This window comes from Micromonospora sp. M61 (assembly GCF_018070245.1).
Taxonomy (GTDB): domain Bacteria; phylum Actinomycetota; class Actinomycetes; order Mycobacteriales; family Micromonosporaceae; genus Micromonospora; species Micromonospora zamorensis.
Map to the genome: position 1 here is coordinate 17,550 of NZ_JAGPYA010000008.1, position 14,017 is coordinate 31,566.

Genomic DNA, 14,017 nt, shown 5'->3' on the forward strand with positions numbered 1-14,017 from the left:
GCCGGCGGTCCACCTTTGGAGGCGAAGAGCCAAGCTACTTGCGCGTGGCCTTGCCGGTGTCCCGAGCTTCGTCGCTACAACGCTTGTCGTGTCCGTCGTCGCCGTCGACGCGCTGTGACTCTCGAGGCCGCCGATGATGTGGAGCGTCGTTGCTTGCCCGCCTGGAGTTGACGTGGTTGGGCCTGTCCGCTGCTGCGGGAGGTGGGGAAGTGGTCGTCCTTTCTGTCGACGGTTGGCCTGCGGATCGCATGTTCAGAGAACTGGATGGAACGGCCCGGGTTCGTTGGCTTGTGGTGGGACTGGTTTTGGTTGGCCAGGCGTGTGATGGCGCGGATTTCGGCGCATGGTGCTCAGGGTCGGGCCTTCGGGCAGGTTGATGGTCGGTTGTGGTGTGTAGCCGTGACGGATGTGCATGTTCTTGGCGTCGGAGGTGGTGCTGGTCCAGGACAGGAGGTTCACGTGGTCGAGTCGGCTGCGGTGATGGTTGAGCAAGGCCGTGGCGCGTCCGGAGCGTCTGGCTGTGGGTTGTACGGCAAGGAACGCGAGGTGGTAGTGAGGTTCGGTGGGTCGCTCCTTGGCGAGCAGTCGGTCGAGTAGGTCGAAGCGGTCGGCGTGGGGGCCTGCGGCGTCGCTGAGGCGGGTGGGGTAGTTCGCGGGGGGTGGGATGGGCCGGTATCTGTGGAAGCCGACGGTGGCGGCCGTCGCGTCGTCGGTGAGGTAGATGTCGCCGTAGAACAAGGCGTGTTCGATCCAGATGGCGAGGACGTCGGTGAGGATCCGGCGCCGTGGGCTTGGGTTGGGTATTAGCCATGTGGCGAGAGGGCTGGGATGGAGGGCGTCGGCGATGAGTGCGGCGACGTGGTCTTTGTCTGCCCAGCGGGCGGCGCGGATGCGCGGGACAGTGTCCATGGCGGAATTTCCCTTGAGTTGGTTGCTGGCGGAATCAGGAGTTGTCGCTGCTCGTGGTGTGGGTGTGGACGAGGAACAGGTGGTAGTCATCGACGAAGGCGCCGATCCGGTCGCTGTCGACTGGCGGTGTAAGCGCGGCTCTCTCGTAGGCGAGTAGTTCGCCAGTGCTCGGTTTGAGGATCAGCAGGAAGCGGATGTCGTCGGCGGTGGCGGTGGCGGTGGCGCTGACGCCGGTTCGGCCTGCCCGGTCGGTCAGCGAGCACTCAAGTAGATGGACGTAGGCGAACCCGCCCGGGATGGCATCACAGCCAGACGGCCCCGCCCCTACCGTCTTGAGGCCCTGCCGCGTCGGAGACGCCGCCGACAGACGCGTCGGCACCTGATCGAGTTTCTGTTGGGCACGAGTCTTGAGCTGGGCCGTGGTCAGGGCGGCGGGCGACGGACGCGGTGCCACGGTCGGCCGGGACGCGACGGTGCTTGGCAGCGAGGGTGGGGATTGCACCCCGGCGGTGCCCGTCAAGGTCGGGATAGCGGTGGCGGCCGCGAGCAGGCGAGCATAAAGACGGCGGCCATAACCTTCGTGGCTCCCCGTTCCACCGGGCGGGGCTTGCTGGGCGGAGGTCGCACGGGGGATTGGTTGGTCACGGTGAGCTTCCTCGAGATGAGCGGACACGGCTAGCGGTAGGCGGCGGTGGCCAAGTCACCGACGGCGGCGTCGACGGCGGTGATGATGTCGCGCACCGGCTGGTGGTGCTGCGCAGCGATGGCTTTCAGGCGGCTAGTCATGGCTGGGGTGTCCTCGTCGAGGTAGAGGTGGTCAGTGAGGCCGAGGTCGGCGACGAGGCCAGCGAGGGCGGCGGTGTAGTTGTTGGGTTGTTCGTGGCCGGCGGCGAGGTAGCGCAGGCGGGAGCGGGCGATGACCGCCCATTTGCTGTCGGTGGGCAGGTAGGTGTGGGCGCGGATGAGGCCGCCGAGGCGCCGTTGGGTGTGCTGGCGCAGGATCCCGCCGGCGAACAGACCGGCGCGGGTGCGGTCGTAGAGGTCGTCGGAGAACCCGCGCAGCCACCCCCGCAGGGGTGGGTGGGTGTGGCGGATGGAGGTGGTCGCGGCGTCGGCGATCAGGTCCCCGACTGGCCGGTCGATGTGCGGGTGGATCCGTTGGTGGTTGGCCGGGCGGGTGTCGTCGTTCGGGTCGAGGGTCACCCGCCCGGCCAGGTACAGGTCGATCAGGACCGCGCCCGCGAGTCCCAGGGCGAGGGTCTGCCGGTGCACGTGGGGGTGTCCGGTGTCGTCGTCGTGGCCGAGAAGGAACAGGTCATCGCGCAGCGGCAGGCGCGGGATCGACGCGGTCATCGGCGGGGTTCCTACCGCAGCCCGGCGGTGAGCCGCCGCAGCCGCTCGTGTGCCCCGCCATAGGCGGGCCCAGGGGCGGGGAGCATCGTTTTGTCGATGGCGGCGAGGACGGTGTAGTTGGGGTCGCACACGTTGCCGATCGGCGCCCGTCCCGCCTGCGACACGAGTTGGTAGGCGTCCAGGGTTTCCAGGCCGGTCAGGGCGCTGGCCCAGCCGACGAGGTCGTGCTGGGCGATGCGGTAGGCATCCTCCAGAGGCCTCGCGCACCCGATGGTCAGGATGTCCCGGTCGGTCTCCAACCGCGGCCACCGGGTGCTGACGCCTTTGATGACGTCGATGGCGAGGGTGGTGGTCGTGGCGATCTCCACGCCGACGCCGCAGGCCTCGCCCTCGCCCTGGCGTGCGTGTCCGTCGCCGAGGGCCAGCATCGCCCCGTGGACGTTCACACCCAGGTAGAGGGTGGTGCCGGCGCGCAGGTGCGGGGTGTCGAGGTTCCCGCCGTGGGTGTCGGGCACGAGTGTGGAGCGGGCTTCGAACCCGCCGGGGGCGACACCGATCGTGCCGATCATCGGGTCCAGCGGCAGGTCCACGCTGTGATCGCTACGCGTGGCCTCGAACCGTACGGTCCCGGCCTGCCGGTCGATGCCGTACACCCACACCCGCTCTTCAAGTGGCGGTTGCAGGGTGGCGGTGTGGGAGGTGGACGTCAGTGCCCCGAAGTGCGGGAACGTCGAGGACACGCCCCAGTCCCGGGCCGGGGTGATGGCGGCGAGGTGGACGGCGAGGGTGTCGCCGGGCTCGGCGTCCTCGACGAAGAACGGCCCGGACACCGGATTGAGGTACGGCATGCGGCACACCTGCGACGGCAGGTCCGCCGGCCCTCTCACGAGACCACCGAAGCAGTCCTCCGTCACGACGGTGAACACGTCACCGCCGCGCACGTGCGCCACCGGCATCCGACCGCCGAAGGTGTAGGCCAGCTCGTCTCGGGCGGGCCGGTAGGTGAACCTGTCCATGCCGGTCACACCCGCTCCACGTGACGCGCCTGCGGCTGCGCGGGCGCCAACCCCGAGAGGGCAGGCCGGCGACCGGACAGGTACAGACCAGCCAGAACGATGACGCCGAGGGCGAGCCACGCCAGGCCAAGACGCTGCGCGGCGATGTTGGCGTTGACCACCACCCACACCAAGATGGCGAAGCCGAAGGCGGGCATGACCAGGTGCGCCCACCAGTTCCCGCTGCGCGCCCGGATGAGGTGATGCACCACGACCGAGACGTGCAGGACGAGGAACGCGACCATCGCCCCGAAGTTGATCAGCGACGACAGCAGTGTGATCCCATCCGCACGGGTGGCCATGTACAGGCCCAGCGCCAGGGACACCGCGCCGGTGAGCAGCGTCGCGTTGATCGGCACGTTGCGCCGGATCGACACCTTCGCCAGGAACGCCGGCAGCTGCCGGTCCCGGGCCATCGCGTACAACAGCCGAGATGTGGCGACCTGCGCGACCATCGAGTTCGGCAACCCCCACGCAATCGCCGTCGCCACCGCGCACACCGTCGCCAACCACCCCCCGCCGGCCTCGGCGGCGGCGTCGTAGAAGGCAGTGCCGCTTGGATCGCCCTCCGCAAGAAGGGTGCCGGGCTCGGGGACGAGCATCGCGGCCAGCCACGTCTGCGCAATGAACAGCACCCCCGCCAGGATCAGGACGGCCGCCATCGCGCGGCCGATCTGACGAGAGCCGCCCTTGGTCTCCTCGGCCAGCATGCTGATCCCGTCGAAACCGAGGAAGGACAGCACCGCGATCGACACCGCACCCGCCACCACGGACCAGGTGAACGTGTCGGCGCTGTAGAACGCCTCCCAACTGAACCGGCCCCTACCCGAGGTGAGGGCCCACCCGGCGACGGCCAGGAACACCGCCAGGACGATCAACTCGCCGATCAACATCACCTGGGTCACCGCGGCGGTCATCCGGATCCCGACCGAGTTGACAAGGGTGTTGACGGCAACGAAGCCGACCAGCCACAGCCACACCGGGACCGACGTGACCGTCGAGTGCATGGCAACCGACGCCACCAGGTACAACAGCCCCGGCACGAGCACGTAGTCGAGAAGGATCACCCAGCCGGCGAGGAACCCGACCGGCGGGCTGATGCCACGCCCTGCGTAGTTGTAGACGCTGCCCGACATCGGGAACGCCTTCACCATCTGCGCATACGAGAACGCCGTGAACACCAACGCCACCACACCGACCGCGTACGCCAAGGCCACCATCCCGCCAGAGCCGGCGTAGACGCTGCCGAAGATCGCCATCGGCGCGATCGGCACCATGTACACCAAGCCGTAGGCAAGTAGGTCCCGGAACCGCAGTTGGCGGCTCAACTCCTGCCGATATCCATATCGGGACAGCTCATTCTGGAGGCTCATTAGACTCCTCAAATAGTCGACGCCTGGCTGATCTCACGACTTTGCAGTTGGCCCGCCAGGAAGGGCATCTGCCCGTCGGCTCAAATCGCCGCCAACAATTCGCCTGGCGTCCGGACGGTTATCTCAACAACGAGAATTGCGCACCGGGCCAGACGAGTCGATAGCGGTGATGCGGACATAGGGCGTTGTCCGCATGCAACTGTCCGCGTAACGTTCGATCACGTATGGTCAGGCCTGCCTGACTGCGGCAGCGATGGGCAACGGCATCCAGGAGTACCGGTGGCTCAGGTTCCACGACGGCTGACCCCGCATCGATCGGTGCTGCATGGGTTCGGTGCCGCGCTGCGACGGTGGCGCGAGTGCCGCGGGCTGTCTCAGCGCGCTCTGGGCAGGCTGGTGCACGTCAGTGGGGACCTCGTCGGCAAGGTGGAGAAGGCCGAACGTTGGCCGTCAGCCCGCCTCGTCGAGTCGTGTGAAGCCGCCCTGCAGGCGGGTGGTGAGCTGCTCCGCTTCCTGCCAGACCTCGAACGTGAGCGTCGACTGACCGTCCTTGACCAGAGCTCGGCCCGGGTGCCGACGGCCTGTTCGAGGGCGTCATGGATCATTCCGAGGAGCCTGACCTGCTCCACCGTGGCACGAACAGCTCGTCGGCCTCGCCACTGCCGGAAATCGCATCGGGTACGCGGGGATGGCGTCCGCCGCCCGTGCGCAAATCAGCGCCGCAGCCACCATCGGGCGGCGGAGCAACTCGACCGATCGTCGAGACGTACTCATCGCCCAGGCACTGTGGGCCGAGTTCCTCAGCTGGATCGACGAGCAGAGCGATGCCGCCGAGGCGGACGCATGGCTGCGACGCGCCCAGCAACACGCCGTCGAAGCCAACGCGCCGTCACTGGCAAGCTACGTCCTGATGAGGCAGAGCCAACGCGCCCTCGAACGATTCGACCCGCGTAGGGCCGCTGTCCTGGCGCGGCAGGCGCTGGACGAGGTCCGGCTACCAGGCCGCATTCGCGCTCTTTTGCTGGTCCGTCAAGCCCAGGCCTACGCGATGGGAGGTGACCAGAGCGCCTGCGTAGCCAGCATCGACAAGGCGCACAGGGTCGCCGACAGCGCCGACGGGGACTCCGAGCTGCCCGTCGATGTTGGCGCCCACTGCAACCCGGTGTACGTGGCTGTCCACGAAGCGCAGTGCCGTCTGCTGCTCGGCCAGCCGGCGGCGGCGGCCGATCTCTACGAGCAGCTCCTTCAGAACTGGCCAACTCAGTGGCGCGTCGACGAGGCCCTCTGGCGATCGGTCCTGTCCACCGCCTACGTCAACAGCGGCGATGTCGAACGCGCGGCGACCGAGGCCACCAAGGCCCTGACCTTGGCCGCTGGTACCTCCTCCGAGCGGGTTCTGCGCTGGTTGAACCCCACGGCGGTGGCCCTTCGACAGCAGCCAGCCGTTCCCGAGGCGGCGGCCTTCGTGCTCGCCTATCGGCAGGCGACTCTCGAAGCGTGTAACCATTAGCCCCGTGGACCTGATCACCACAGCAACGAGCGCCGACGAGTCCGAGCGAGCGGCGTCCATCGCGGTCCTCCCAGTCGGGAGTTTCGAACAGCACGGCGCCCACCTGCCGCTGCTGACGGACACCATCGTGGCATGCGCGATTGCGGCGGCAGTCGCCGAGCGCTACCGCCTCTTCCTGCTTCCGCCCGTGACGATCTCCTGCTCCCACGAGCACGCCTCGTGGCGTGGAACGGTCAGTATCAGGGCCACCACCCTCGCCGCCGTGGTCGTAGACATCGCAGCCTCCCTGCATGAATCGGGCATCGATCAGCTCGCCGTGATCAACGGACACGGCGGGAACTACGCGCTTGCCAACGTCGTTCAGGAAGCCAACGTCGCCGGACCGCGGATGACTCTGTTCCCTGCTCGGACCGACTGGGACGACGCTCGACTGGCCGCCGGCCTGTACAGCACCGCCCACCAGGACATGCACGCTGGCGAGCTTGAGGTTTCGCTGCTTCTGCACGTCGCGCCCGAAGTAGTGCGTGATGGCTTCCAGCACGCCGACCACCTAGCGGACGATCGACGTCACCTCCTCACGCGGGGCATGAGTGGCTATACCAGCAGCGGCGTCATTGGTCTGCCGTCCCAGGCCACCGCAGCCAAGGGCAAAGCCGTACTCGAAGACCTTGTCCGCTCCTTCGCCGGCCATTACAGCTCCTGCCGAGACCCAAGGCATGACCGGAATGATGCGGGACGAGAGCTGCTGTCCGCATCGACTTTGTCCCGGCGAACGATCGGGCGGAAGCAGTTTGCAAGGTGCTCCGGGGGCAGGGACGAGGTGCTCGGACGTAGAGTCGGCCACGTCTACGCGCTCACGCCGCCCCGGAAAAAGCCCTGCCGGTGACCGCGCCGGTGTCCCGGCGTCCGCTTGACGAGCCCGCCGCCGTCCGGCCCGCATGAAAGTTGTTCGAGGAGGATTTGTGAGGCTGGGCGACGGGATCGCTGAATTGTCGGTGGACGACGCCGTCCGCGCCTCCGTGAGCTATGACCAGCTGCGAGCCGGTGATGACGGCCTTTACTGGCTGGAGACTCGCCCCGACGCTGGCGGGGGTACGACGGTGACACGGTGGCGGTCCGGCGAAGGCAATCGTGATGTCTGTCCGGCGGGCTTCAATGTCGCCAGCGGTGTTCACGCGTATGGGGGCGGATCGTTCGCTGTCGTCGACGGGACATTGTGGTGCGTCGGGGGAGATGGCCTCTACCGGAGCCGTCGTGACGGCGATGAACTCGAATTGGTCAGCCATGGATGCTTCGGTGGCCTGACGATCGGCGACGGCGAGTTGCTGGCCGTGCGGGAGTCGGAGCAGGGTGACCAACTCGTCGCGATGTCGCTCAGTGGTGCTCCGCAGATGCGAACTCTCGTCTCGTCCCGGGGGTTTTTCGGTGCGCCTCGGCCCGGTCCGGGTTGGTTGGCCTGGACCGCGTGGAGCGAACGCGACATGCCCTGGGACACGTGTGAGGTATGGGTGGCCTCCTACTCGCCGCCTGGATCGGTCGAGGACCCAGTAAAGCTCGCCGGCGGTCCGAATGAGTCTGCGGTGGAGCCGCGGTGGGGACCCGATGGTGCGTTGTACTTCGCGTCGGACCGCAATGGCTGGTGGAACCTCTACCGGTGGAATGGCCTCAAGGTGGAGGCGGTGGCGGCGATCACGGGTGAGTGCGCCGCGGAGCCATGGGAATTGGGTTACGCGTCGTATGGCTTCCTCGACGACGGTCGGATCGTCGTGGCGGTGCAAAAAGGGCCGCGACACCGCCTCGTCGTCATCGAGCCCGACGGCACTGTCCGCCCAGTCGACGTCCCGTACACGTCGATCAAGCCGTACCTGGCCGTTCGAGGGACGACGGTGGCGTTGATCGGATCGTCACCGACCGCGGCCCCGCAGGTCGCGCTGATCGACCTGGCTGACGCCGATCCCCAGGTGGAGGTGCTTGCCAGGTCAGAGCACGCCCGACTCGACGGGGCGCGAGTATCGACGCCGACGGAGCTGCGCGTTCGAGTAGCCAGCGGTCGGGAGGTGCTTGCCCTGGTGTATCCGCCGACAGGCGCGGCGGCGGACTGGCGAGCACCGGTGATCGTTCGGGCGCATCCTGGGCCTACAGCCTCCTGCCTGCTGCGCCTGGACTGGCAGGCGCAGTTCTTCACCAGTCGCGGGTTTGCCGTCGTGGATGTCGACTACCTGGGTAGCACCGGGTACGGACGGGTGTTCCGGGAATCGCTGTACGGCCGGTGGGGCCTGGACGATGTCGATGACTGCGCGGCTGTGGCGGTGCACCTGTTGTCGGCGGGACGGACGGTGCTGGGGCAGGTGTTTATCCGCGGTGCCAGCGCTGGCGGATACACCGCGTTGCACGCGGTGGCACAGGACGGTCCGTTCGCCGCTGCCACCGCCGTGTCGGCGATCGTGGATCCTGACCGGTGGGCACAGACGGTGCCCCGGTTCCAGCGGGCGCATGCGATGCGGCTGCGAGGTGGTGCCGGCCGGGTCCGTGCCGCCGCTGTTCAACGTCCACTGCTGCTCATTCACGGCACCGCTGACGAGGTGGCCGTGGTCGAAGATGTGCGCGAACTCGCCGAGGAGTTGACGTCTCTCGGTACGGCGCCTGAGGTGTTGCTTCTTGCTGATGTCGGCCACTATGTGGCGTCGTCCCATCGAGCGGGCGCGGCGCTGGAAGCGGAGCTGGCTCACTACCGTTCGGTGATGGCGGGTGCGGCCAACGATCAACGGGGGTTACACAGCGGCCAGCGGTAGTCGGTGACGTACGTACTCGCCGAACTCGCGGACCTCGGGCTCACACCGATAGGGCTCGAGGTCCGCCTGTACCTCGACGATGCGCTGCAGGCAGCGGTGTGAGGTGGTTCGTGCGGCGTAGTCGACTGCCTCGCGTGCGGTGGCGCAGGCTTCGTCGATGCGGCCGGTGGCGGCCAGCGACGAGGCCAGGAGCGCGGTGTCGATGGCGAGTCGCCGGACATGGGTGGGGCTCAGCGCGGTGAGGGCGTCGCCCAGGTGCCGTTGGGTGTGCTGCGGTCGGCCCAGGTCGTGGAAGCAGTGGGCGATCTCGTCGGCGAGGTACGCCGCGTCGAAGTACCGGATCCACGCCGGCTCGTCCTCGGGCTTGCTGCGGGCCAGTTGCTTCTCCGCGATGTCGAGGTGGGTTAGGCATTCGCCTTCGCGTCCAAGGCGGGCGTGCGTGCGCGCCACCACCGCGTGCAGAGCGGCTGCCACAGCGGGCGTCGTTCGGGTCTCGCTTCCTTTCACCGCCGTCAGCACCATCCTGCGTGCCGGCTCGGGGTGCCCGCAGTGCAGCGCGAGGTGGCCGATGTTCACGGCGAGCAGGTAGCTGCCGTACAGGCGGTCGTCGGCAGCTTCCGTCAGACGTAGAGCGCGAAGGTAGCGGCGCTGGGCGAGGCCGTGGGCGCCGGTGTCGACCGCTTGGTATCCGCAGAGCTCGAAGAATCCCGCCGCCAGCGCGTATAGATGGCGACCAACAGCCTCAGAGGTTGGAGTATTCGCCAACAGCCAGTTCAGTTCGCCTTCGACGTACCGCTGCACCTGCGCGTGGACTCGTCCAGCGCCGTGGGTGTGGTCCAACTGCCGGAACATCCCCAGAGCGGTCTCGGCCGAATGAAGATCCTCTTCGTCGACCTGGCCAGGCGAGCCGAGTCGTCCGGCCACGGACAGGCGTGGTGCCCCTGAGGCGTTCAGCCAGTCCTGTGCGGCGCGGTCAAGAACACCGGGCTGGAAGGGTACACGGACAACCATGTCCGCCACCCCGGGCGCCTCCTGAGCTAGGGCCAGCAGGGTTCCGGCGTTGGTGGGACCGCTTGCGGAAGCTGTCCGCATACCCTCGTTGGCGCGACTTCCCTCGACAAGCGGTAGCAGGCGGATCAACGCCCCTCCGGTTGCCAACGCCTTGTCGCAGGCTTCAACGAATTCCCGGGAGGGGAAACGGTCTGCTGTCTCGACCCGACGCACGAGGTCGGCACTGAACCGAATCATCGCGCCGAGTCGCGCCTGCGAGAAGTTGGCCCTCTCCCGCAGCCGACGCAGCTCGGCTCCGAAGAAGTGGCGCTCAGACAGCGAGGGCTGAAGCGTTCGCGGGATCTGGCCCACAGCACCGCCTCCTCTGGCTGATCCCACCACCATGGCGATGAGCAGCATGGATATCGCGCACATAGGGTCACTCAGTGTTCAGCGCGGCGCAAGCAAGAACACTGAGATGCGGAAGAAGCTATCGGTGACGCACATGCGGACAACCGCTTCGTCCGCATGCCTGGCATTCACTCCACCGACTCGATGGGCGAGTGTGGAGACGGACCTGGCTACTCGTCAGATCCGCCCCTGACTTGAACGAGCGCGGGAGGTTGCGGTGGAGCAGGAGACCGTTCCGCCGCCGTGATCTTGATAAACGTCGGCTGCGTCCTCGGCCTTGCCGCTACGAGCGGTCACGCGGATCGGCATCCGGGTATAGGGCTGGGGTATCCACGTGCCAGCGGGTTAAAGGGGCCACCAGCAGATCGGACCTGACCTCTCCCACATCCGGAGGATGAAATGTCCCTCACGACGTTGTTCGACGAGGTCACGGTCAGGGAGATGATGACCGCCTGGCCGACCAAGCCGGAGCTTCACAAGCTGCCCGACGACAGCAGCGTTCTCAATGTCGTCAACGCGGAACTCATCAACGGTTACCTCGACACCGGTACTGCACCCGCAGAGCAGCTCATCGTGATCAAGGACGGGGCAGCGCTCCACCCTCGGGCATACACGACGGGCGGTTACGCTGACACTGGCAAAATCGCGAAATGGCGCGGCCGGGGCTACACCGTCCAACTGCGCAACCTGAACCGTTGGTGTCCCGCGGTGCACGCGATCTGCTCCGCGATCCAGGACGAGACCGGTTACGGCTGCTACGCCACCGGCTTCGCCACCCCGGCAGGGGGGCAGGGTCTGTATCACCACTGGGACCAGAACATGGGCCTGATCTACCAGATAGCCGGTCGCAAGACCTGGCAGATCTGGGAGCCAGGAGTCGATGAACCTCACAATGAGCAGTTCGCGTCTAACACCTCACCGGGCATCGGCCTCATCGACCGCATGAAATCGATGCATCCCGACTTCGAGTTTGACCTCGTCCCCGGCCAAATCTTGGTGCTGCCGCGAGGGTGGATGCACAACCCGCACGCTCGTGGCCAGACGGAGGACAGCGTCCACGTGACCTTCGTGGCCCGCGAGCTCACCGGCTACTGGATCGTCGGAAAGCTGGTCCAGGCCGCGCTCACCTCAACCCCGCTGCGGCGCGTAATCCCGCCTGCCAGTGTTGTCGACGCCGCTGCCTTCGCCGGACAGGTCGCCGAGGCGCGCGACCAGCTGACGCAGTGGCTGGCCAGCGCCGACGTCAGCGCGCTGGCCGTCGAGCTGCTCCAGGCAGCACGCACCGAGCCGAACGTCGACTACATCTCCCACGCACCGCGACCCCGCCCCACCGGCCCCCAGTCGGCCCGCTGATTCGGGATTTCCCCGGCGCATCAGGCGCCGGCGATCCATACACCCCTAGGAGGAGTCGTGACCCTCGCGACCGCATTGCCGGTTCAGGCCGACAAAGACCCCCAGACCCTCGTCGACCCGGAGACCTTCGACAAGCTGGCCCTGCACTTCGCCGCCGCGCAGGAGGTCACCAAGACCTACGCCCGGCGGGCCGTCGGGCAGATGCTGCTCATGCTGAAGGCGCACGCCGACTCGCAGCACGACCCCGACTTCGGCCGACTGCTGCCCGACGGTCGGTCCTACCGGGTCGTCCCGACCGAGCCCATCGACGCCGCCTGGCATGTTTCGCTGCAACACACCGAGCTGTACCACGCCGCCTGCGAGCAGATCGCGGGAGGCTTCGTGCACCACGTGCCGATCCTGACGGAGGGCATGGCGGACGGCTCCTCGATGGAGTACACCCGCCAGGCTCTGAAGGCGACCGGCTACTACATCGACCCCGAGTTCTGGGACGGCGAGGCGAAGTCCTGTTGCCCGCCGAATCCGGGAGTCTGAAAGGGAACCCTGACCGATGCGTATTGACTGGACCGCGTTACCCGAGGCTGTCGCCAAAGAGGTAGCCGACCGGGCCGGCGGATCTCACATCATTCCTGCTACGACCGGTGACCACGCGGAGATAGCCGCAACCGTCACCGGGACGAGCGGGAAGGTGTTCGTCAAAGCGGCCCATACCGACTTCGGTGTCCGGTCACTGCGCTTCGAGCTGCGGGTGAGTGAGGCCGTCAGCGGGCCTCACTCACCCGCCGTCGAGTGGCACTTCGAGGCGGGTGGCTGGCTGGTGGTGGGCTTCGAGCACTGCGACGGACCGCACGCTGACCTGTCCCCGGATAGCCCCGATCTGAATCTCCTCGGTGAGGCGCTGACGGTGCTCGGTGAGACACCAGCACCCGATGTGCCGCTGTTCAGTCCGAAGGCGCGGCTCGGGTTCGCGCATCCGGCGATGGACGGCGACCGGCTCGCTCATACAGACCTCGGCCCGGCCAACCTGATCGTCACCCCGCGTGGCCTGCGGATCGTCGACTGGGCCATGGCGACCAAGGCCGCGCCGTGGGTTGAGCTGGCCATGCTCACCCCGTGGCTGATCAGCGCCGGACACGCCCCTGCGCAGGCCGAGCAGTGGCTATCGCGACACCCCGCCTGGGGGCTGACCGATCCAGAGGTATTGGACTACTTCGCGACGAAGAACGCGGAGAAGTGGGCGTCGAAGTCGGCCGGGTTCGCTGCGGCTTGGATGTATGACCTCGCGGCCTGGACGTCTCAATGGGCGGCCTACCGGACCGCCTAGCCGGCTTCAGCGCATGACTCTCCGCCTACTCAGCAACTCCGTCAGCCGTAATGTCCTGACCTGGAGCTTGGTTCCTAAGTCCAGTCTGGAGGATCATTGTCCTCGTTGAGGACGAGGGTGGTCTGTGTTCGGGCTGTCGGCGATGATGGTGGAGTCGGTTTAGATGATCGCGGCTGAGGTTGCGGTGGTGTGGCCGATGCCTCGCGTGCCGTCGTGGAGAGCACGCACCACCGGCGACGAGAGTGACTTAAGACGTAGGCGGTCGATGTCGGACGTCTCTTCGTCAACGTCTGACAATCCGCCGACAAGACGCCCTCCTCCGGCTGCATCGCCGAGCGAACCCGTTAGCAGTGCGCACAGTCGCAACCAGCAGCTTACGACCGAAGTAGGCGGCTTAATGGTCAGGGTTGGCCAATGTCGGAGCTTTGTCAGCGATCGACGCGGTGGGTTATCGACATCCAAAGGCCGGTCGTTAATGGGGGTACCACCGTGCACGCCGACGGCGCAGGAAGCAGCGGCGACGGGCGATCCGGCCGCCAGCTGGTTACCCCTGCCCAACGCTCCCGTAGGAGGGATGTGCCATGGCCCCACGAACCATGCCCGAACCCGGTGCGGTCGATCGCCGAGCCGCCGAGATTTCTACCTGCTCACGCAACACCCGTTGTCCGAGCGGCTGCGTAGCTTGTCGATCGGCGTCGTCACGCAGGAGTACCACAACTGGCCGTTCACCGCCGCCACCAACATCGCCATCGGCGACATCACCACCACGACGGAGCAGGACCGGATCGAGCCGCCGCCTGCGCCGTCGCCCACCACATGATCACCGAGCTGCCCCACGGCTACGAGACGCTGCTGGACCGCACCTTCGCCGACGGGCAAGACCTCTCCGGCGGGCAGACCCGACACGCGGTCAATGCCTATATGTCGGGCGTGAGGGACATACTGTC

The 14,017-nt window shown here is 67.1% G+C and carries 10 protein-coding genes and 3 pseudogenes; 7 read left to right on the forward strand and 6 right to left on the reverse strand.

Annotation, left to right across the window (positions count from 1 at the left end; genetic code table 11):
• Window positions 1–252: 252 nt before the first annotated feature.
• The 5 genes from KBX34_RS06860 to KBX34_RS06880 form a co-directional block, all read right to left on the reverse strand.
• Window positions 253–909, reverse strand: coding sequence for a GNAT family N-acetyltransferase (locus KBX34_RS06860; RefSeq protein ID WP_210923838.1), 657 nt, complete (start codon window positions 907–909; stop codon window positions 253–255).
• A 34-nt stretch (window positions 910–943) separates the two neighbouring features.
• Window positions 944–1,429: a hypothetical protein gene (locus KBX34_RS06865; RefSeq protein ID WP_210923840.1), complete on the reverse strand. Its 486-nt coding sequence runs from the start codon at window positions 1,427–1,429 to the stop codon at window positions 944–946.
• Between the two features lie 155 nt (window positions 1,430–1,584).
• Window positions 1,585–2,262 carry a GPP34 family phosphoprotein gene (locus KBX34_RS06870; RefSeq protein WP_210923842.1) on the reverse strand — a complete coding sequence of 226 codons (678 nt, stop codon included), beginning with the start codon at window positions 2,260–2,262 and terminating at the stop codon, window positions 1,585–1,587.
• An 11-nt stretch (window positions 2,263–2,273) separates the two neighbouring features.
• On the reverse strand, window positions 2,274–3,278 hold the full coding sequence (locus KBX34_RS06875; protein WP_247671523.1) for an acetamidase/formamidase family protein: 1,005 nt from the start codon (window positions 3,276–3,278) through the stop codon (window positions 2,274–2,276).
• 5 nt (window positions 3,279–3,283) lie between these two features.
• Window positions 3,284–4,690, reverse strand: a complete 1,407-nt coding sequence (locus tag KBX34_RS06880) for an APC family permease (RefSeq protein WP_210923846.1) — start codon at window positions 4,688–4,690, stop codon at window positions 3,284–3,286.
• 279 nt (window positions 4,691–4,969) lie between these two features.
• Between KBX34_RS06880 and KBX34_RS06885 the strand changes: the two are divergent.
• From KBX34_RS06885 to KBX34_RS06895, 3 genes and pseudogenes are all read left to right on the forward strand, one after another.
• Window positions 4,970–6,200: pseudogene (locus KBX34_RS06885) on the forward strand (helix-turn-helix domain-containing protein).
• Between the two features lie 4 nt (window positions 6,201–6,204).
• A pseudogene (locus KBX34_RS06890) lies at window positions 6,205–6,920 on the forward strand (creatininase family protein).
• Window positions 6,921–7,162: 242 nt separating this feature from the next.
• On the forward strand, window positions 7,163–8,992 hold the full coding sequence (locus KBX34_RS06895) for a prolyl oligopeptidase family serine peptidase (RefSeq protein WP_307871340.1): 1,830 nt from the start codon (window positions 7,163–7,165) through the stop codon (window positions 8,990–8,992).
• On the opposite strand, the gene KBX34_RS06900 is transcribed toward KBX34_RS06895, so the two are convergent.
• Window positions 8,972–10,354: a helix-turn-helix transcriptional regulator gene (locus KBX34_RS06900; RefSeq protein ID WP_210923850.1), complete on the reverse strand. Its 1,383-nt coding sequence runs from the start codon at window positions 10,352–10,354 to the stop codon at window positions 8,972–8,974. The genes KBX34_RS06895 and KBX34_RS06900 overlap by 21 nt on opposite strands.
• Window positions 10,355–10,792: 438 nt before the next feature.
• Between KBX34_RS06900 and KBX34_RS06905 the strand changes: the two genes are divergently transcribed.
• From KBX34_RS06905 to KBX34_RS06920, 4 genes and pseudogenes are all read left to right on the forward strand, one after another.
• A complete protein-coding gene (locus KBX34_RS06905) occupies window positions 10,793–11,746 on the forward strand; it encodes a JmjC domain-containing protein (RefSeq protein WP_210923852.1) in 954 nt (317 codons plus the stop codon).
• A 57-nt stretch (window positions 11,747–11,803) separates the two neighbouring features.
• Entirely contained in the window at window positions 11,804–12,280 is a 477-nt protein-coding gene (locus tag KBX34_RS06910) for a hypothetical protein (RefSeq protein WP_210923854.1), read from the forward strand.
• Window positions 12,281–12,434: 154 nt separating this feature from the next.
• Entirely contained in the window at window positions 12,435–13,070 is a 636-nt protein-coding gene (locus KBX34_RS06915) for a phosphotransferase (RefSeq protein ID WP_307871341.1), read from the forward strand.
• Between the two features lie 688 nt (window positions 13,071–13,758).
• Window positions 13,759–13,967: pseudogene (locus KBX34_RS06920) on the forward strand (ABC transporter ATP-binding protein); the annotation flags it as partial.
• Between the last annotated feature and the right edge of the window lie 50 nt (window positions 13,968–14,017).